This window comes from Kribbella koreensis, from assembly GCF_039525325.1.
In the GTDB taxonomy this organism is placed as follows: Bacteria; Actinomycetota; Actinomycetes; order Propionibacteriales; family Kribbellaceae; genus Kribbella; species Kribbella koreensis.
In genome coordinates this window covers 145,894-162,706 of record NZ_BAAAHK010000004.1, presented here as the reverse complement: position 1 = coordinate 162,706, position 16,813 = coordinate 145,894, and the positions used below count along the sequence as shown (strand labels likewise).

At 67.6% G+C, this 16,813-nt stretch carries 19 protein-coding genes; 9 read left to right on the top strand and 10 right to left on the bottom strand.

Annotated elements, in window-relative coordinates; all coding sequences use genetic code 11:
* Positions 1 to 199 precede the first annotated feature (199 nt).
* Entirely contained in the window at positions 200 to 1,393 is a 1,194-nt protein-coding gene (locus ABD116_RS09080; RefSeq protein WP_343966941.1) for a LacI family DNA-binding transcriptional regulator, read from the top strand.
* The gene (locus tag ABD116_RS09075) at positions 1,386 to 1,904 is read left to right on the top strand and encodes an ATP-binding protein (protein WP_343966939.1); all 519 of its coding nucleotides are present in this window, start codon (positions 1,386 to 1,388) and stop codon (positions 1,902 to 1,904) included. The genes ABD116_RS09080 and ABD116_RS09075 overlap by 8 nt, the downstream gene beginning before the upstream one ends.
* Positions 1,905 to 1,999: 95 nt before the next feature.
* On the opposite strand, the gene ABD116_RS09070 is transcribed toward ABD116_RS09075, so the two are convergent.
* On the bottom strand, positions 2,000 to 2,608 hold the full coding sequence (locus tag ABD116_RS09070; RefSeq protein ID WP_343966937.1) for a transglutaminase-like domain-containing protein: 609 nt from the start codon (positions 2,606 to 2,608) through the stop codon (positions 2,000 to 2,002).
* 102 nt (positions 2,609 to 2,710) lie between these two features.
* Between ABD116_RS09070 and ABD116_RS09065 the strand changes: the two genes are divergently transcribed.
* From ABD116_RS09065 to ABD116_RS09055, 3 genes are all read left to right on the top strand, one after another.
* Positions 2,711 to 3,658 carry an aldo/keto reductase gene (locus ABD116_RS09065; RefSeq protein WP_343966936.1) on the top strand — a complete coding sequence of 316 codons (948 nt, stop codon included), beginning with the start codon at positions 2,711 to 2,713 and terminating at the stop codon, positions 3,656 to 3,658.
* Between the two features lie 146 nt (positions 3,659 to 3,804).
* The gene (locus ABD116_RS09060; protein WP_343966934.1) at positions 3,805 to 5,322 is read left to right on the top strand and encodes a hypothetical protein; all 1,518 of its coding nucleotides are present in this window, start codon (positions 3,805 to 3,807) and stop codon (positions 5,320 to 5,322) included.
* A gap of 12 nt (positions 5,323 to 5,334) precedes the next feature.
* Positions 5,335 to 5,883: a DUF4240 domain-containing protein gene (locus ABD116_RS09055; RefSeq protein WP_343966932.1), complete on the top strand. Its 549-nt coding sequence runs from the start codon at positions 5,335 to 5,337 to the stop codon at positions 5,881 to 5,883.
* Positions 5,884 to 5,936: 53 nt separating this feature from the next.
* On the opposite strand, the gene ABD116_RS09050 is transcribed toward ABD116_RS09055, so the two are convergent.
* A complete protein-coding gene (locus ABD116_RS09050; protein WP_343966930.1) occupies positions 5,937 to 6,632 on the bottom strand; it encodes a hypothetical protein in 696 nt (231 codons plus the stop codon).
* A gap of 198 nt (positions 6,633 to 6,830) precedes the next feature.
* On the opposite strand from ABD116_RS09050, the gene ABD116_RS09045 reads away from it, so the two are divergent.
* The gene (locus ABD116_RS09045; protein WP_328332045.1) at positions 6,831 to 7,004 is read left to right on the top strand and encodes a CsbD family protein; all 174 of its coding nucleotides are present in this window, start codon (positions 6,831 to 6,833) and stop codon (positions 7,002 to 7,004) included.
* A 42-nt stretch (positions 7,005 to 7,046) separates the two neighbouring features.
* Here ABD116_RS09045 and ABD116_RS09040 read toward each other — a convergent pair whose 3' ends face one another.
* Both ABD116_RS09040 and ABD116_RS09035 read right to left on the bottom strand, forming a co-directional pair.
* Positions 7,047 to 8,279 carry an RNA polymerase sigma factor gene (locus tag ABD116_RS09040; protein ID WP_343966927.1) on the bottom strand — a complete coding sequence of 411 codons (1,233 nt, stop codon included), beginning with the start codon at positions 8,277 to 8,279 and terminating at the stop codon, positions 7,047 to 7,049.
* On the bottom strand, positions 8,276 to 8,629 hold the full coding sequence (locus tag ABD116_RS09035; RefSeq protein ID WP_343967684.1) for a YciI family protein: 354 nt from the start codon (positions 8,627 to 8,629) through the stop codon (positions 8,276 to 8,278). The genes ABD116_RS09040 and ABD116_RS09035 overlap by 4 nt, the downstream gene beginning before the upstream one ends.
* A gap of 185 nt (positions 8,630 to 8,814) precedes the next feature.
* On the opposite strand from ABD116_RS09035, the gene ABD116_RS09030 reads away from it, so the two are divergent.
* Positions 8,815 to 10,221: an MFS transporter gene (locus tag ABD116_RS09030; protein ID WP_343966925.1), complete on the top strand. Its 1,407-nt coding sequence runs from the start codon at positions 8,815 to 8,817 to the stop codon at positions 10,219 to 10,221.
* A 21-nt stretch (positions 10,222 to 10,242) separates the two neighbouring features.
* Here ABD116_RS09030 and ABD116_RS09025 read toward each other — a convergent pair whose 3' ends face one another.
* From ABD116_RS09025 to ABD116_RS09015, 3 genes are all read right to left on the bottom strand, one after another.
* Positions 10,243 to 10,584, bottom strand: a complete 342-nt coding sequence (locus ABD116_RS09025; protein ID WP_343966923.1) for a YciI family protein — start codon at positions 10,582 to 10,584, stop codon at positions 10,243 to 10,245.
* Between the two features lie 75 nt (positions 10,585 to 10,659).
* Positions 10,660 to 10,815, bottom strand: coding sequence for a DUF6131 family protein (locus ABD116_RS09020; protein WP_343966921.1), 156 nt, complete (start codon positions 10,813 to 10,815; stop codon positions 10,660 to 10,662).
* A gap of 117 nt (positions 10,816 to 10,932) precedes the next feature.
* Positions 10,933 to 11,712, bottom strand: a complete 780-nt coding sequence (locus tag ABD116_RS09015; protein WP_343966920.1) for an enoyl-CoA hydratase/isomerase family protein — start codon at positions 11,710 to 11,712, stop codon at positions 10,933 to 10,935.
* Between the two features lie 243 nt (positions 11,713 to 11,955).
* On the opposite strand from ABD116_RS09015, the gene ABD116_RS09010 reads away from it, so the two are divergent.
* The gene (locus ABD116_RS09010) at positions 11,956 to 12,849 is read left to right on the top strand and encodes a VldE C-terminal domain-containing protein (protein ID WP_343966918.1); all 894 of its coding nucleotides are present in this window, start codon (positions 11,956 to 11,958) and stop codon (positions 12,847 to 12,849) included.
* 60 nt (positions 12,850 to 12,909) lie between these two features.
* On the opposite strand, the gene ABD116_RS09005 is transcribed toward ABD116_RS09010, so the two are convergent.
* Together ABD116_RS09005 and sigJ are read right to left on the bottom strand one after the other, a co-directional pair.
* Positions 12,910 to 14,190 (bottom strand): FAD-binding oxidoreductase, encoded by a 1,281-nt coding sequence (locus ABD116_RS09005; RefSeq protein ID WP_343966916.1) that lies wholly within the window; start codon positions 14,188 to 14,190, stop codon positions 12,910 to 12,912.
* Between the two features lie 87 nt (positions 14,191 to 14,277).
* Positions 14,278 to 15,147, bottom strand: coding sequence for an RNA polymerase sigma factor SigJ (gene sigJ, locus ABD116_RS09000; RefSeq protein WP_343966914.1), 870 nt, complete (start codon positions 15,145 to 15,147; stop codon positions 14,278 to 14,280).
* A gap of 94 nt (positions 15,148 to 15,241) precedes the next feature.
* Here sigJ and ABD116_RS08995 point away from each other — a divergent pair, with 94 nt between their 5' ends.
* Positions 15,242 to 15,997: a glycoside hydrolase family 16 protein gene (locus ABD116_RS08995; RefSeq protein ID WP_343966911.1), complete on the top strand. Its 756-nt coding sequence runs from the start codon at positions 15,242 to 15,244 to the stop codon at positions 15,995 to 15,997.
* Here the strand turns inward: ABD116_RS08995 and ABD116_RS08990 are convergent.
* Positions 15,988 to 16,791 carry a helix-turn-helix transcriptional regulator gene (locus ABD116_RS08990; protein WP_343966908.1) on the bottom strand — a complete coding sequence of 268 codons (804 nt, stop codon included), beginning with the start codon at positions 16,789 to 16,791 and terminating at the stop codon, positions 15,988 to 15,990. The genes ABD116_RS08995 and ABD116_RS08990 overlap by 10 nt on opposite strands.
* Positions 16,792 to 16,813: the final 22 nt, after the last annotated feature.

The window sequence follows — 16,813 nt, the reverse complement described above, 5'->3', positions numbered from 1 at the left end:
ACCTCCGGCGGGTTCTGATGGTCGTTGAAAGGTCGTTGCTGAAAGGTTTCAAGAAGATTGCACGAAGGTAATGGCGGGCTGCTCAGGCCGTCAAGGCCTCGCACGGAGTCTGTGGAGAACCGCGCGGAAAGACTGAGGTTTTCCACAGGAAAGCAGGTACGCTTCGTCAGCTATCACGTTTCAACCCCGGGGAGGCCGCGTGGCACCGAGTGGCGCTGCCGACCGCGCACGCCGTACCCCGGACCCGGCCCTACCGCCGAAGCAGACCCGTACTCCGAACCCGCCCCGCACCCCGAACGCGGTGCGCGACCAAGAGCGGCTGGCGAAGACCAACGCACGGCGACAAGCCCGGCGGTTGCGGCCGGGCGGCGCGACCCGGAGCGCAGCCGGCGTGAAGGATGTCGCGGCCGCGGCCGGCGTCTCGCTCGGTACCGTCTCGAACGTCCTGAACCGGCCCGAAATGGTCAGCCCGACGACGCGCGCGAAGGTCGAGTCCGCGATGGAGTCACTCGGCTTCGTCCGCAACGAATCGGCGCGGCAACTGCGGGCCGGCTCGAGCCGGATCATCGCGTACCTGATGCTCGACGCCGGCAACCCGTTCTTCACCGACGTCGCGCGCGGTGTCGAGGAGGCGGCACAGAAGGCCGGCCTGTCCGTCTTCCTCTGCAACAGCAACGAGGACGCGGGGCGCGAGGCGGACTACCTCGATCTGCTCGAACAGCAACGCGTTCAAGGCGTGCTGATCACGCCGATCGACCCCGACTCGTCCCGCCTCAGCACGCTGCCCGACCGCGGTACGCCGGTCGTCGTGGTCGACCGCGCGATCGACGACGGCGAGCACTGCTCGGTGGCCGTCGACGACGTGTTGGGTGGCGAGGTCGCGCTGACGCATCTGATCGAGCTCGGGCATCGCCGCGTCGCCTTCGTCGGCGGGCCGAACACGATCGGCCAGGTCACCGACCGGCGCGAGGGTGCCCAGGAGGCCTTGCGGAAGGCGGGTTTGCCGGCCGACAGCCTGGTCGACGTGCTCACCGGCGCGTTGACAGTCGCCGAAGGTAGGGGCGCTGGGCAACGACTTGCCGGGCTGCCCGCGGATCGGCGGCCGACGGCGGCGTTCTGCGCAAATGACTTGCTGGCGTTGGGGTTGCTGCAGCAATGTGTGAGCCTCGGGCTTCGAGTACCGGAGGATCTCGCCATCGTGGGGTATGACGACATCGAGTTCGCGGCGGCTGCCGCAGTACCGCTGACTTCGGTGCGGCAACCGCGTCAGCTGCTCGGGCGTACGGCGGCGGAGTTGCTGCTGGACGAGTCTTCGAACCCGGATCACGAGCATCAACGGGTGACGTTCACCCCGGAGCTCGTGGTCAGGACGTCGACTCGGGGCAATGCGTAGTACGGCAGCCCTTGTACTGTCCGGAGCGCCGGGCGTCGGGAAGACGACCGTGGGGTGGCGGGTGTGGGATCGGTGCATCGATCTCGGGCAGGCTCCCGCGTTCGCGGACCTCGATCTGCTGGGGGCGGTTTGGCCGGCTCCGGCTGACGATCCGTACAACGCGCGACTGAAGGCGACCAACCTGGCTGCCGTGTGGGCGAACTACCAGCTGGCCGGGAGTCGGCGGCTCATCGTGGCGGGGGTCGTCGAGAGTGCGGACGAGCGGCGGCTACTCGAGGAGGCGACAGGTGGGCCGGTGCTGATCTGCCGGCTGGACGCGTCCGATGGCGAGTTGGCCCTTCGGATCGAGCGACGTGGGCGCGAGGAAGGTGACGACCTCACCAGGCTGGCGGCGCGTGCCGCCGAGTTGTCGGCGCAGCTGGCTGTTGACGATCCCAGTGATTTCTCGGTGGCTACGGGCGGCCGTAGTACCGGCGAAGTCGCGGCTGAGGTGCTCGCGCGCTGGTCGTGAGGGTTGTTCGCCTCGGTCCCGGGCCGGTTGTCTGACCGCCGTACCCCTGCGGACGCCGGTAAGTTCAGCCGGCCCGGGGCCGAAGGAAACAAACCCTACCCGGGTAGTTCAGTACGCGGGAGGTCGTCGCGGGTTGTGAGATCGGCCGGGAGGCCGTCGTTCAGGACCAGATCGATGGTGTTGTCGGCGTTCCGGAGGGCTGCGACCAGGCCTGGATCGGGGCTCGCCAGGATGGGCTCCAGATCGGCTTCGCCCAGTTCCTCGCGGGGGTGGTAGGCGAGGCGCTCGTCGGTCAGTGAGAACTCGGTGGTGACACCGGGCTTGTCGCCGCGCGGGTCCTGGCGGTACCACCGGCCGTCGAGCTGGATCGCGACCATACCGTGCAGGAAGTGGCCGCCACGGCCGTTGGAAAGCTTCTGGTAGCAGAGTCCGGCGGGCACACCCTCGGCCCGGAGCAACGCGGTGAGCAGGTGCGACTTGGCGAAACAGAGACCGGCGCCTTGCTCGAGTACCTCGGACGCCGTCACCGTCACGACCGGATCGGCGATGTCCATCGAGTGCTTCACCTCGTCGCGGGTGAAGTCGAAGGCGGCGCGGGCGAAGTCCGTCGTACCGGGGTTGTCAGCGCGGAGCCGGGCGGCCAGGGCGGTGATCGCGGGATGCGAATGATCGATCACCTCGTCCTCGGCCAGGTATCCGCTCACAGCTGCAGTTTCGCATGAATGTCCGACATTCGACACTAATCGTCTCAGCTGATGGTCGCGACGGTTGACCTAGAGAGAACTCCAGCATCGAGGGTTCTGGCTATGACTGAGTTGAACATCGCCCTCGGGGCCATGGAGTACGGCACCCGGATCGACGAGAAGACCGCCTTAGCGCTGCTGGACGCGTACGTCGACGCCGGCGGCGTCTGGATCGACACGGCCAACTGCTACGCCTTCTGGCAGCACGAGAGCGGCCATGGCGGGCAGAGCGAGGAACTGCTCGGCCGCTGGTTCGCCAGTCGGCCCGGCGTTCGCGACCGGGTCAAGCTCGCCACCAAGGTCGGCTGCGAGCCGCTGTGGCCGGGGAGCTATCCGGAGAAGTCCGAGGGGCTGAGCGCCAAAGCGATCGACGCGGCCTTGGAGACGTCGCTCCGCCGCCTCGGCATCGACCACATCGACCTGTACTTCGCGCATCGTGACGACCGCGAGACGCCGCTGGAGGAGACCGTCGCCGCCTTCGGCAAGCACGTCGCGGCCGGCACGGTCGGACGGATCGGACTCTCGAACTACGCGCTCTGGCGGGTGGAGCGGATGCGCGGCCTGGCCGAGCAGCAGGGCGTGGAGGCACCGACCGCGCTGCAACTGCGCTACTCGTACGTCCAGCCGCGGCCGTTCGTCCGCGACCACGCCCACGACCACCGCTTCGGCTGGATCACCGACGAGGTCCTCGACTACGCCGAACTCAACCCGGACCAGCAACTCTTCGCCTACAGCCCCCTGATGTCCGGTGGCTACGAACGAGCCGACCGCCCCTTCCACGAAGCCTTCACCCACCCCGGCACCACCCGCCGCCTGGAAGCCCTCACCACGGTCGCCACCGAACTAGGCGTCACCCCCAACGAAGCAGTAATCGCCTGGCTCACCGGCGGCACCCCCACCATCACCCCCATCATCGGCATCACCACCCCCACCTACCTCACCACCGCCCTGTCCGGCGCCCAACTAACCCTCCCCACCGACCTCCGCTCCCTCCTCGACCAAGCCTGGTAATCACTCCTCGATGCTCACGTTCTGTTGAATTCATACTCAGGTCTTCACGTTCCGTGACGACAGGCGTAAGGTCCGGTACTCACCGCGCGATCAGGGATGCGGACCTGGTGGGGGCCGCAGTTGGCAACGCCTGTGGGGGCAACGAGATGGCAGAGGAAACGTGGCATCAAGCCCGGCTGATTCCTACCTCAGGAATCAACGGAGCGGACGAACAGGAACGCCGGGCGACTTCAGCTCTGCTGGCGGTGATGACGTCGGTCCGCGAGTTCGGCCGCGTGCTGACCCAGCCGTTTGGAGCACCCGCCGGTGTCCTGGAGACCTACATCGAGGTTCCGTTCGAGCTCGGTGACCGGCGGCTCTATCCGGACGGGCTGATCCGCGCCCGTCGCGGTCAGAAGGAATGGACCGCACTGGTCGAGGTGAAGACCGGCGTCAACGAACTGGCGTGCGAGCAACTCGAGGCCTATCTCGACATCGCCCGTGAGCGGGGATTCGATGCGGTGATCACGATCTCGAACGAGATCCCGGCGATCGCCGGGATGCATCCGACCAAGGTCGACAAGAAGAAGCTCAAGCGGGTTGCGCTGCATCACTGGTCCTGGTCGATGGTGCTGGCAGAGGCCGTACTGCAGAAGGAACACCGAGGGGTTGCCGACCCGGATCAGGCCTGGATCCTCGGTGAACTGATCCGGTACCTCGAGCACCCACGGTCTGGCGCCCTGCAGTTCGAGGACATGGGCGGCTCATGGGTGGCGACCCGCGAGGCGGTTGCGGCCGGAACCCTCCGCCCTGGCGACAAGTGCGCACCGGAGGTCGCCGCCCGGTTTGACGCGCTGCTTCGCTACGTCAGCCTTCAACTGGGCCGGCGGCTAGGCGACGACGTCACTCCAGCACTCAGCCGTAAGGAGATGGCGGAACCGGCGCTGCGCTCGCAGGCGCTCGTCCAGTCCATGTGCACGACAGGGACCATGCAGGGTGCGATCAGCATTCCGAACGCGGTCGGGCCATTGATCGTGACAGCCGATCTGCGGGCTGGACAGGTGATCTGCCACGTCGACATCGCAGCGCCCAAGGATGGCAAGCCGACCACCCGGGTCAACTGGCTGGTCCGTCAGCTGCGCCATGCGCCCGATACCGCAAGGCTCGAAGCCTTCACGCTGCACTCCCGCGGACCCGGCACCGCCGATCTGCTCAAGAACGTCCGGGAGCAACCCACCCGGCTGATCGAGGATCCCCGGAAGGAGCTGCGATCGTTCCGGGTCGCACTCACCCTGCCCCTCGGCTCAAAGCGCGGGCGTGGCCGGGGTGCCTTCATCGACTCGGTCGAGGCCGCGATCAACACCTTCTACGGCGATGTCTTGCAGGACCTACGGGCCTGGACGGCGACGCCTCCACGTCTGCGGGAGACGCCAGAGCAGCCGGCGGAGCCGCCAGCCCTCACCTCTACTGCACTGTCCTCGCAGGACGGGCAGGAGCTGGACACCGTCCAGCCGGATGACCCCGATCAGACGATCGCTCTACCTGATGACACTGCCGATGTACCTGCCGAGCAGGTGGAGCCGATCGAGCCGGTGGAGGCTGCTGAGACCGCCGACGGAGAGATCAACTCGCCGATATCTGTCCCGGAACCCGACAAGGGGATGCTTGTGGACCGGGTTTCGTGACACGATTTCGGGGTGGACAAGGATGGGTTCTGGGAGCTTGTCGAGGCGGCTCGGGTTGAGGTGGATGACACCGTCGCGGATCCGGATGGAGTCGCTGACGCGTTGACCAAGGCGCTGGGTGAGTTGGCGCTGGAGGAGATCGCCGGGTTCGGCGTCGTGTGGGAGCGGTTGCAGGCGGAGTCGTACCGGCAGGATCTGTGGGGTGCGGCGTACCTGATCAACGGCGGCGCCTCCGACGACGGGTTCGACTACTTCCGCGGCTGGCTGGCCGCGCAAGGCCGGGAGACCTGGGAGGCCGCGCTGGCCGATCCGGACTCGCTGGCCGATGTGGTCGACGAGGATCTCGGCGAGGGATTCGAGGGGTTCAACGGCGAGGGGATGTTGAGCGTGGCTCAGCATGCCTACGAGGCGGCGGGCGGCTCCAGCGCGGAGTACTGGGAGATCGTCGAGGCTGCCGGTATCGACAGCCCGGACATCCCGGCCGGCGAGAACTTCGACTTCGACGACGACTCCGAGATGGAAGCCCGCTACCCGCTGCTCGCCGGTCTCCAGGACAGCTAGCTCCATCCGGCCGCCGCTTCGGGCCAGTCCTCACTGGTTGCGGACCGGCGGCGTCAGGCGGGTTCGCCGCTCAGGCGTTCTATGAAGGTGCGGAGCGAGCGGCGCCAGCCGCTGGGTTGACCGGTGTCTTCGTCGGCTACGGCGAGGCTGACCAGGTGCTGGGTCATTTCGAAGCCGGCGACCGCCTCGCGGAGGGCGGTCAGCGTTTCGTCGGGGATGGCGTGGCGGCCGTGGTCCGGTTCGTCGTGGTCCTGGCCGACCGGGTGGCTCACCCAGCCTGTGCCGAAGCTGCTCGGGACCAGGAGTTCGGGGACGAGTGACTCGTGCGAGAGGGACGCCAGGTCCTTGTTGCCGTTGTCGATGCTGAAGATCGTCGTACCGCGGCGGCGTACGTCGTCGATGCGCTCCAGCAAGGTGTCGGCCGGGGTCTGCTCGGTGACGACGAGGAGCGACTCGCCACGGCCGGACTCGCGGAGGCGGTCGAGGCCGATCGACAGGTGCGGGGGTGCGTCCGGCGGCGGCGCCCAGCGGACCAGCGACGGGCGGATGTCCTCGATGCCGGCGCGGTGCAGCTCGTCGTCCAGGTGGGCGGTGAGGTGCCAGGGCTCGTCGTCGGCCGGGCCGAACAGCATCAGGCCGCCGGTCCGGGTGGTGAACCTGCGCAGCGAATGGGCGAACTCGGTCGTACGGCTGCCGAGCTCCGTCCCGGTCAGCATCTCGCGCAGGAGCGATGCCTTGGTGAGATCCACACTCCAAAACTGACACACCGAACACGACGGCGCGACTTGGCCCGTGTGGGTGATCTGGGTCACGGCGCCGTGACGAAGTGACGGGTGGGTCCGACTTACTCGTGTCGGCGCTTCGGACGGGGGGCGCCGCGGCCGGGCCATTGGTTGCTGCAGAGGGCAGCCGATGGGCCGGTTCACCCACCAGGGAAGGAAAAACAGATGAGCTTCGCAGACAAGGCCAAGAACGCCGCGGAAGACCTGGCCGGTAAGGCCAAGGAGGTCGTCGGCAAGGTCACGGGTGACGACAGCCTGGAGACCGAGGGCAAGACGGACCAGGGCGTCAGCGACCTGAAGCAGGCCGGCGAGAAGGCCAAGGACGCCTTCAAGCACTGAAGCGCCTGAAGTTCGAAGGCTGAGCTGGCCGTTCTCGAGCGGCTAGCTCAGCCGGTCCGCCTTGGATTGCAGGTAGTTGCGCTCGGGGATCGACGTCGTACGCCGAGCCGCCTGCAAGTAGCTCGCCCGCGCTCCGTCGAGATCACCCGACATCTCCAGCAAATGCGCGCGAACCGCCTCCAGCCGGTGATGCTCGGTGATCCGGTTGTCGGAATCGAGAGGCTCCAGCACAGCCAGCCCCTCCTTCGGCCCGGTCGCCATCGCCACCGCCACCGCGTGGTTCAGCGTCACCATCGGGTTGTCCGAGATCTGCTCCAGTACCTGATACAGCGCGACGATCTGCGGCCAGTCGGTGTCCTCCGACCGCTCGGCAGTCCCATGTACTGCGGCAATCGCCGCCTGCACCTGGTACGGCCCGAGCTGAGTCCGCGACAACGCGTCGGTGACGAGCGCCTCTCCCTCGACGATCGCCGCCTTGTTCCACTTCGACCGATCCTGATCCGCCAACGGAACCAGCCCGCCATCCGCATCCGTGCGCGCCGGCCGTCGCGCATCGGTGAGCAACATCAACGCCAGCAGCCCTTGCACTTCACCGTCGTCGGGCAGCAGCCGGCGAACCCCGCGCACCAGCCGAATCGCCTCGGTCGTCAGCTCCGCGCTGTGCAACGAGGTGCCCGACGAGGCGGTGTAGCCCTCATTGAAGATCAAGTACAGAACATGCAGCACCGCACCCATCCGGGCATCCCGCTCAGCCTCGGGCGGCATCTCGAAAGTACTGCCCGCCTGCTTGATACTGCGCTTCGCCCGGGAGATCCGCTGCGCCATAGTTGCCTCAGGCACCAAAAACGCGGCGGCGATCTGCGCGGTGGTCAAACCGCCGACAGCCCGCAAGGTCAGCGCGATCTGCGACGCCGCCGATACCGCTGGATGGCAACACAGGAACAACAAAGTCAACGTGTCGTCCCGCCCGGCCACGTCGTCGACATCCGGAGCCGAGGCAACGAACTCCTCAGGAGCAGCGAGGTTCGCCGCGTTCTCCTCGCGCCGACGCCGCGCGGACTCGCTGCGCAGCAGGTCGGTCAATCGCCGCGAGCCGACCCGGATCAGCCAGCCGCGCGGGTTGTCAGGCACCCCTTCCGACGGCCACTGCTGAGCAGCCGCGAGGAGGGCCTCCTGCACAGCCTCCTCGGCCAGGTCGAAGTGCCCGTAGTGCCGCACGAGCGCACTGAGCACCTGCGGCGTCTCCTCCCGCAGCAGGAGCTCGAAGTCGCTCACATCTCCAGCCCGGAGCTGTCCATCACAGGTCGCACCTCCACGGCGAGGTACTTCGCGTCCGGCATCCGGGCCGCGTAGTCGATCGCCTGGTCGATGTCGTCGCACTCCACCAGATAGAAGCCCGCCAGGTGCTCCTTGGCTTCGGCGTACGGTCCGTCGGTCGTGGTCAGGGTGTCGCCGCGGACGGAGACGGTCCGGGTGGTGATCGGATCGGCCAGCCCGGCGGCACTGACCAGCATGCCCTGTTCGGTGAGCTCGTGCATCAGCTCTTCGTGCGACCGGGCCAGGCCCTCGCGCTGCTCGGCCGTCAGTCCGGCCCAGCTCTCCTCGTTGCTGTAGATCAGCAGCATGTACTTCACAGGCACCATCCTGACGGTCGCGGAGGTCCCAGCGACCCCCTTTCACCCGGTACGTCGTAGCCGGACCGGCCGATCTCGACATGGCGACTCAAAATGTCGAGCCGCCGACCAGGGGTCCGACGTACCCGGCAAGAGGCGCCCAGCCCGGGTGTCCGGAGTACTGGAGGCCCCGCATCATGGAGAACAGTCCCGATCCGAAGCGCTGGTTCGCCCTCGCCCTGCTGTGTCTGGCGGGGTTCATGATCATCCTGGACGCCTCGATCGTGCTGGTCGCGGTGCCGTCGATCGAGCGGGAGCTGACCTTCTCGACCGGTGGAGTGCAGTGGGTGCCCAGTGGCTATGCACTGATGTTCGGCGGCCTACTGCTGCTCGGTGGGCGAGTGTCGGACCTACTAGGCCGTCGGCGCGTACTGATCGCCGGACTGCTGCTGTTCGCGGCCTGCTCGCTCCTGTGTGGCTTCGCCTGGTCAGGGGATGCGCTGGTGTTCGCACGTGGCCTACAGGGGATCGCTGCCGCAGTACTGGCTCCCAGTGCGCTCTCCATCGTCATGACGACGTTCCCGGACGGCGCTGAGCGGAACAAGGCGCTGGGGATCTGGGGAGCGACCAGCGGTGTCGGCGGTACGGCCGGGTCGCTCATCGGCGGACCAGTGACAGACGGACTCGGCTGGCAGTGGATCTTCTTCATCAACGTGCCTGTGTGCCTGCTGGTAGTCGCCCTGGCCCCGGTACTGCTCAAAGACAGCCGTGGCCCCGGCCGCCGCGGCTTCGACATCGCCGGTGCCGTCACTGTGACCGCTGCATTGATCGTCCTCGTGTACGCCGTAATCGAAGCACCCACGTCATCAGCCGGGCGGACCACATTGCTGGCCCTCGTGTCGGCCGGTCTCTTCGCGTTGTTCGTGCAGGTGGAGAAGCGGTCGGCGGCCCCACTCGTCCCGCTCAGGATCTTCCGGTCGCGCGCGGTGGTCGGCGGCAACCTGATCGGGATGACCTGGGGGCTGGCCGCTTTCGGGCTGAACTTCGTCTACACGCAGTACGCGCAGCTCGCCCTCGGTACCTCCGCGATCCGCTACGGGCTGATGTCCTCCGTGCTCGCCGCCGCGGCGGTCGGCGGATCGATCGTCGGGCAGAACCTGGTCACCCGGATCGGCCCGCGCCCGATCGCCGCCGCCTCGCTCGTCGTGGCGGGTATCGGCAGCACGGTCATGAGCCTGATGTCCGTCTCGTCCGGGTACTTCGAAGTCGCATTCTGGGGGCTGACCATCTTCGGAGCCGGACTCGGCGCGGGGTCCGTGGCCGGGGCGATCGCTGCCCTGAGCGAGGTGGCCGAGAAGGACTCGGGAATGGCGTCGGGGCTGCAGAACGCCACGTTCCAGATCGGTGGGGCGGTGGGGATCGCAGTACTGTCCGCGGTCGCGGTCGGGAACACGCACGGGAGCGCGCCGGCTGAGTTGGTGTCGGGCTACCGGGTCGCGTTCGCGGCGTGCTGGGCGTTCATCGCGGTCGGCTTGGTCGGTACAGGCCTGCTGGTCGGCAGGAAGCGGGCAGCTGACCGCGAAGCAGCAACAGTCGCCGCTTGACGGCTTGCAAGCGCAGTCGGCTCAGGTGCTGAGCACGGTCGGGCGGAGCTCGACGCGGTCGCCGATGATCGTGGAGACGTGGCCTGCCACCTGTTGAGCGCGGGCGTCGTCGGCGACATCGACCAGGAAGAAGCCCGCGAGCTGTTCCTTCGCCTCGCCGTACGGGCCGTCGGTGACGACGCGAGCGCCTTCACGCACCTGCACCACCCGGCCGTCGCCGGGCAACGACAGCCCCTCGGAGCTGACCAGCTCACCGCTCACGGCGAGCTCGCCCTTGAACTTCGTCAACGCGCGCACAGCCGCGAGATCGGCCGGGGAGCCGCTCGGCCGGTCGCCGCCGTAGATCAGTACGAGGTACTTCATACCGCCGGATCGTAACGACCCGCACAGACAAAACCCCGCGAGCCGATGGCTCGCGGGGTCGTCCACTTCAGTCGATCAGAACCAGTGGCGTCGTCCCCCGACAGCGCGACCGGTAGAGCCGAGCAGGAACAACACTGCTCCGATGACGAGCAGCACGATGCCGATCGTCCACAGGACCGGAATACTCAACACGAATCCCAGAATCAACAGGATCAGTCCGAGGATGAGCATGAAGCCTCCCTTATCTCCTCTGGCCGCCAGGGCGGGGGTTGGCGGCGCCCAGTTCAAGTGCCCATCCGTAATCCCCGCTAACCTGTCAACGCGTAGTACGGGCGCGGCCACGCACAGTCAGCGTCGCCAGGGGAATTCCGGCGTGCGCTTGTTCTGGAACGCGGCGATCCCCTCGACCAGCTCACCCTCGGCGATCGTCTCCTGGTACCGCCGGAAGGCGAGCGAATCCGCGTCCTTCCCGGCGAGCAGCGCGTTGACCGTCTCCTTCGCCGAGCGAATGGTCAGCTGCGACCGCGAGATCAGCGTCGCGGCGAACTCGGCCGCACCGGCATCGAGCGCGTCCTCGGCGAAGACCCGATCGACCAGCCCCTTCGCATACGCCTCGTCGGCAGTCAGCAGGTCACCGCTGAACAGCAGGTACTTCGCAGTCGCAGGCCCCACCAGATCGAGCAGAACCTTGATCGCCGCGGGCGGATAGACCACGCCGATCCGGGCCGGCGTCACCCCGTACGTCGACCCGCTCGCCGCGAACCGGAAGTCGCAGTTGACCGCGATCTCCAGCCCGCCGCCGATGCAATGGCCCCGGATCACCGCGACCGTCGGCTTCGGGAACTCGCGCAGTGCCGCCTGCGCTCTCAAGTTGTGAGCCCGGAGCTCCGCCATCGGATCGGCCGGGTCGGCTCCGGAGACCAGCTCGCCGATGTCGGCGCCCGCCGAGAAGCTCGGCCCCGCGCCGGTGACGAGCAGGACCTTCACCTCGGGATCCGCGGCCAACTCGGCCAGCAACCCCGGCAGCGCCTCCCACATGGCCCGGGTGAGCGCGTTCCGTTTGGGTACCCGGTCGATCACCACCCGTGCCACAGCACCGGTCTCGACGCTGAATCCGAGCTCGTCCATGACGCGCAGTCAACCAGACACGACACCCCGCCGCCGCGCGGTGAATCACAACCGCTGAGCGTGCGGCATGTACGTAATTCGTTAAAACGCCGCGCCAGTTGGTGGACCTGTCAGGAAGTGTGCTTGACTCCTCCGGTCGATAACGTTTTGATCTCGGCAGATTGGGTGGACGCAGTGGCTGAAGGACGGCATAGACAGGCGCGGCACCGTCAACCGCGCCCCAAGGTGATCGGCCCCGGCATCGTGAAGGTTGCGATCCCAGGCGCCGCGGTGGCTCTACTGGCCACCGGCTCCGCAGTCGCATTCCCCGACGAAGCCCCGAAGCACGACGTGACTACCGCCAGCTCGCCCCTGCAGCTGAAGCGTGAGGCACCGACCAGCCGGGACGCGAATCGTCCGTCGTTGGACCTCACTCCGACGCAGGCGCCCTCGAAGGCGCCGGCCGCCAAGCACCTCAAGAAGCAGGCTCCGATCCCGAAGCCCAACTCGGTCAAGACCCGGGCCGCGGAGAGCGTGAAGACGGTCGCCCCGCCGAAGATCATCGGCAGCAAGTTCACCACCACCGACCTCAACGTGTGGTCCGCCCCGGTCACCGGCAACCTGCTGACCGTCCTGGAAAAGGGCAGCAAGGTCTCGGTCACCGGCAAGGTCCAGGGCATCTGGGCCGAGATCGTCCGCGACGGCGTCTCCCGCTGGGTCAAGGCGCAGTACCTGGCCGCGACCAAGCCGGTCGAGCAGTCCGTCGAGGGCACCCCGTCGCAGGCAGCCTGCAAGTCGGGCTCCAGCGTCGAGGAAGGCCTGACCGCGGACGCCATCCGGGTGCACCGCGCGATCTGCCACTTGTTCCCCTCGGTCACCTCGTACGGCGGTCTGCGCAGCGGCGACAGCGGCAGCGAGCACTCCACCGGTCACGCGCTCGACATCATGGTCAGCGGCGAGACCGGCCAGGAGATCGCCGACTGGCTGCGCGCCAACCGCAAGGCGATGGGCGTCAGCCAGCTCATCTGGCAGCAGCACATCTGGACGGTCCAGCGCAGCAGCGAGGGCTGGCGCGCGATGGAGGACCGTGGCGGCGCCACGGCCAACCACTACGACCACGTCCACGTCACCGTGTACGGCAACTCCGGCACTGCCTGAGGCAAGCTTTGACGAACGGCCCGGCTCCCTCCCATGGGAGCCGGGCCGTTCTGCTTGTGGTCAGGGCTCGAGGTTGTGGTTGAGGTGGAAGAAGTTGTCCGGGTCGTAGGCGCGCTTGACCGCGCGGAGCCGGCTCAGGTCGGCTTCGCAGTACGCCGAGGTCGCGCGGGCCGGGTCGGCCAGGAAGTTGAGGAACGTCCGCCCGCTGTTGCGTTGGTCGAGCTCCGGGACCTCCTGGTCGATGATCAGCGAGTACGCCGCTTCGCGGTGCCCGACCGGGCCGGCGCCGGGACCGGGGTGCGCCATCGCGCCACCCCAGTGCCGGATCTCGACGGTCGCGCTGGGCAGCGTGGCCAGTCGGTCGAGCAGATCGTCGTCGAGGGTGTCGAGCAGATCGAGGTAACGGGCCGGGGTTCCGCCCATCGACGATCCGGCGTACGGGGTGGTCCTGAGTTCGCCGGCGAGTCGTTGGCCCGCGACCTCGAAGAGGGGCTTGAGGAGGTGTTCGGCCAGTTCGGGCTCACCGGAGTACGAGGCCTTGATCGCGAGTGCGCGGGTGCCGTCGGGGGTGCGGGTAAGGAGGATGGCGGTGCTGAGCTCGTTGGGGATGGTGGCGGACCAGTCGCGGTAGAACTTGAGCGTCTCGGCTGCGTTGTCGATCGCGAAGTAGACGATGCCGGAGTGGACCTGCGGTACGGAGTACAGGCGGAACTCGAGCGAGGTGACGATCCCGAAGTTGCCGCTGCCGCCGCGGATCGCCCAGAACAGGTCCGGGTGCTCGTCCGCGCTCGCCGTGACTACACGACCGTCCGCAGTGACTACCTCGGCGCGGATCACGCTGTCGGCCGCGAACCCGTACTTCCGGGCGAGCCAGCCGACGCCGCCGCCCAGCGTGTAGCCGGTGACGCCGACGTCCCGTGACGATCCGGCCAGCGGCGCCAGCCCGAACTGCCCAGCTGCGTCGATCACTGCACCCCAGCGGGTCCCGGGGCCGACCTTGGCGACCATGCGCTGCGGGTCGACCAGTACTGACGTCATGGCCGAGGTCCTGAGCAGGATGCCGCCGTCAGCCGGCACCCGAGTCCCGTGCCCAGTCGCCTGTACTGCGATCGGCAACCCGAGCTGCCGGGCCGTGCGTACTGCCGCCTGCACGTCTGTGCGGCTAGAGGCCTCTGCGACCACCAGGGGACGCGAGTCGAAGGTGGGGACGATCGACTTGCGCAGTACGTCGTACTGCTCGTCTCCTGGCCGGTGGACCGACCCGTTGAAGCCGGATCCGAGCAGTGCCGCTACAACGTCACTACCAGTCGTCTCTACCGAGTAGATCGCTTGCGTGCTCATCCTGCTGCTCCCTCGCGTGTGCCTGGCTCTTACACACACGTCGAAGCGGCTGGGCCCAGATAGACACGACCGGTCGAACTATTTTCGTCAGGCGGGGATCTCGAGGGATTCCAGCCGGGAGAGGTCGGCCAGGATGTTGAGCTCGGTGATCCTGCCGTTGTGAACGGTGAGGTCCATGACACCCAGCAGGGTGTCGCCGACGACGGTGATGGCGCCTGGGTAGCCGTTGATGAGGGCCAACCGGCCGTGGGGGGCCAGCCTGCCGAACATGACTGCTTGCTCGACGACGGCGAGGGCGCCTCGCATCAGCTTGGAGACGGCAGGGCCGCCTACCGCGGTACCGGCGTCGGCGCGGAGTACGACGTCGGGGTCGAGGAGGGAGAGCAGCGCCTCGAAGTCGCCGCTGCGGGAGGCGGCGAGGAAGGCTTCGACGACCTCGCGCTGGCGGGTGACGTCGCTGTCGGTGACCGGGGCGCCCTGGACCCGGCGGCGGGCGCGGGAGGCGAGTTGCCTCGCGGCGGCCGGGGTCTTGTCGACGATCTCGGCGACCTCGTCGAAGCTGAGCCCGAACATGTCGTGCAGCACGAACGCGAGCCGCTCGGCGGGCGACAGCTTGTCGAGTACGACCATCATCGCCAGCCCGACCGCGTCCGCCTGGGCGGCCTCTTCCGCCGGGTCGAGCGGACTGAGGATCGGGTCGGGCACGAACATGTCGAGCGAGTCCTCGCGACGGGTCTTGCGGCTGCGCAACTGGTCGAGGCAGACCCGCGACACCACCGTCGTCAGCCAGCCGCCGAGGTTCTGGATCTCGCTCGCGTCGGACCGGCTCAGCCGCAGCCAGGCCTCCTGGACCGCGTCCTCCGCCTCGGTCACCGAGCCGAGCATCCGGTACGCCACCGAGCGCAGCTGGGCGCGGTGCTGCTCGAACTGGCCGGCCAGTTGGTCGAAATCGTCCACAGGTCACAATCTCCCGTCGCGGTCCGTCAATCCTCTGACGGTCGTCGAGGACATCATGTGACAGCTCGGGGGTCCGGCGCCGATCATTACGGCCATGGCCGACCGTGAGCTCGTCTTCGAGGACCACTTCGACGGACCGACCCTGGATCCCGCCGTCTGGCTGCCGAATTACCTTCCCCAGTGGAGTTCCCGGGCCGCGACGGCGGCGCAGTACGAGCTGGCGGACTCCTGCTTGCGACTGTTCGTCCCGCCGGATCAGGGCCTGTGGTGTGAGGACGACCACACGCCGCCGATGCGCGTCTCGGGCATCCAGTCGGGCAACTTCTCGGGACCGGTCGGGAGCACCATCGGCCAGCAGCCCTATCGCGACGGACTTGCCGTCCGCGAGGAGCAGCCTGCGTTCTGGGGCTGGACTCCAACTGGTGGCTACATCGAGCTACGCGCCCGCGCCGTCGTCTCGCCGCGCTCGATGGTCGCCCTGTGGATGGTCGGCCTCGAGGACAGCCCCGAACGCTGCGCCGAAATCTGCATCACCGAGATGTTCGGCAAGTCCGTCACGCCTGGCTCGGTCGAGGTCGGTATGGGCCTCCACACCTTCCGCGACCCGTCCGTCCCCGAAGACTTCGAGGCCGTCCGCCTCCCCTTGGACCTCACCGACTTCCACCTGTACGCCGTCGACTGGACACCCGACCGCGCCGACTTCTACGTCGACGACGTTCTGATCCGCACCTGCCCAAGCCCACCGGCCTACCCCATGCAACTGATGCTCGCCGTCTTCGACTTCCCCGACGGATCCTCAGCTGAAGCGGTACCTGAGTTCGTCGTCGACTACATCCGCGGCTACAAGTGAGCCAGCAGCTGGAGTTTGTCGTGCGACGGCGTGCCGGGCGTGGCGTGGTAGGTGATGAGCATCTGGTGTGGGGCGCCGGGAAGTGCGAGTTTTTCGTAGTTGAGGGTTAGCGGGCCTACTTGTGGATGGTTGAAGCGGGTGGTGCCGCTGGTCTTCTGGCGGACGTCTTGTTTGGCCCAGAGGGTGCTGAAGCGATCGCTGTGCAGGCTCAGTTCGCCGATCAAGGTGGCGATCTGCGGGTCGTCGATGTCGGGGGCGATGATCGAGCGGAGGTAGGCGACGGCCTTGGCGGTCATCTCGTCCCAGTCGAGGTAGAACTCGCGCATCTCCGGCTCCAGGAAGGCTGCGCGCATGGTGTTGACGCCAGGGGCGAAGAAGGGGCTTAGGGCAACGGCCATGCGGTTCGCTGCCAGGGTTGTCAGGTAGCGACCCTGGACCAGGGCCGGGGTGGTCGGCCAGCTGTCGATGAGGCTTTGGATGCCGGTGCTGACCTGCTCGGGTCGGGCAGCGCGGCGGCGTACCGGTTTGGTTGGGGTGGTGAGGTTCTTGAGGTAGGTCTCGGAATCCGCATCCAGTTGGAGCGCACGGGAGAGGCTGTCGAGCACCTGGTCGGAGGGGTGCTGGTCACGGCCCTGCTCGAGCCGCAGGTAGTACTCGACGCTGATGCCGGCCAGCAGCGCGACCTCCTCCCGGCGCAGCCCGGGTACGCGTCTACGGCTGCCCCCTGGCAGCCCTACGTCCTCGGGGCGCAGCCGCTCGCGACGTACCTTCAGGTACTCGCCGAGGTTACTCATGCTTCCAGAGTAGAGGCGTACT

Coding starts and splice junctions, on each gene's coding strand:
- ABD116_RS09075 (WP_343966939.1), top strand. CDS start 1,386: ATGCGTAGTACGGCAGCCCTTGTACTGTCCGGAGCGCCGGGCGTCGGG.
- ABD116_RS09065 (WP_343966936.1), top strand. CDS start 2,711: ATGACTGAGTTGAACATCGCCCTCGGGGCCATGGAGTACGGCACCCGG.
- ABD116_RS09060 (WP_343966934.1), top strand. CDS start 3,805: ATGGCAGAGGAAACGTGGCATCAAGCCCGGCTGATTCCTACCTCAGGA.
- ABD116_RS09045 (WP_328332045.1), top strand. CDS start 6,831: ATGAGCTTCGCAGACAAGGCCAAGAACGCCGCGGAAGACCTGGCCGGT.
- ABD116_RS09035 (WP_343967684.1), bottom strand. CDS start 8,629: ATGCTGCTGATCTACAGCAACGAGGAGAGCTGGGCCGGACTGACGGCC.
- ABD116_RS09030 (WP_343966925.1), top strand. CDS start 8,815: ATGGAGAACAGTCCCGATCCGAAGCGCTGGTTCGCCCTCGCCCTGCTG.
- ABD116_RS09025 (WP_343966923.1), bottom strand. CDS start 10,584: ATGAAGTACCTCGTACTGATCTACGGCGGCGACCGGCCGAGCGGCTCC.
- ABD116_RS09020 (WP_343966921.1), bottom strand. CDS start 10,815: ATGCTCATCCTCGGACTGATCCTGTTGATTCTGGGATTCGTGTTGAGT.
- ABD116_RS09015 (WP_343966920.1), bottom strand. CDS start 11,712: ATGGACGAGCTCGGATTCAGCGTCGAGACCGGTGCTGTGGCACGGGTG.
- ABD116_RS09005 (WP_343966916.1), bottom strand. CDS start 14,190: ATGAGCACGCAAGCGATCTACTCGGTAGAGACGACTGGTAGTGACGTT.
- ABD116_RS08995 (WP_343966911.1), top strand. CDS start 15,242: ATGGCCGACCGTGAGCTCGTCTTCGAGGACCACTTCGACGGACCGACC.
- ABD116_RS08990 (WP_343966908.1), bottom strand. CDS start 16,791: ATGAGTAACCTCGGCGAGTACCTGAAGGTACGTCGCGAGCGGCTGCGC.